This window comes from Vibrio sp. 1402, assembly GCF_033340275.1.
This window is the reverse complement of sequence record NZ_JAWOWE010000678.1, coordinates 1-523: the sequence shown is the minus strand read 5'-3', so window position 1 is coordinate 523 and position 523 is coordinate 1. Positions and strand designations below refer to the sequence as shown.

Genomic DNA, 523 nt, shown 5'->3' with positions numbered 1-523 from the left:
CGCCAAAACATAATGCTGCCTTCGGCACGCTCTTTACGCAGCGTTCTAGGGAAGTACTGGATGGCAAGTAACATAGACAGCAAACCAGCGCCACCAGTGATCAGCATGTTGACGTCATCCCCAAGTTCTTTGTGAATATCACTCACATCGCCACCGAGGCTCATTTCGAAAAACATATTGTGTTGCAACGTGGTGTTACTCATCAAACTAATAAAAAGCAACGCTCCACACGCCAACATAAACAAAGGTAAGCGCAATACTAGTGGGTTTTCTAACCACTCTTTACGCAACATTGCGACGACAGAGCGCATCATGCTGCCTCCTTTTGTAACGCTAAAAACAGATCCGCCAGTTTTACACCATGCACATCGCCAAGCCCTGCCGCTTGATCAGCGTATTGTGAAGACAATAGCCATTTCGTTGTGCCTAATCCTTTTTGAGAAGAGAGTGGGTGCATCGCTTCAATTTGCGCACGGTGTTCGTCATTGGCATCGAGAATAAAGTAGTCTTCACTGATGCTGTC

2 pseudogenes are annotated in these 523 nt (G+C 46.7%); both read right to left on the bottom strand.

From position 1 onward, the window contains the following. Positions 1 to 311 (bottom strand): annotated as a pseudogene (locus R7044_RS27905) (hypothetical protein); the annotation flags it as partial. Then, positions 311 to 523 (bottom strand): annotated as a pseudogene (locus R7044_RS27900) (ABC transporter ATP-binding protein); the annotation flags it as partial. The pseudogenes R7044_RS27900 and R7044_RS27905, both read right to left, overlap by 1 nt.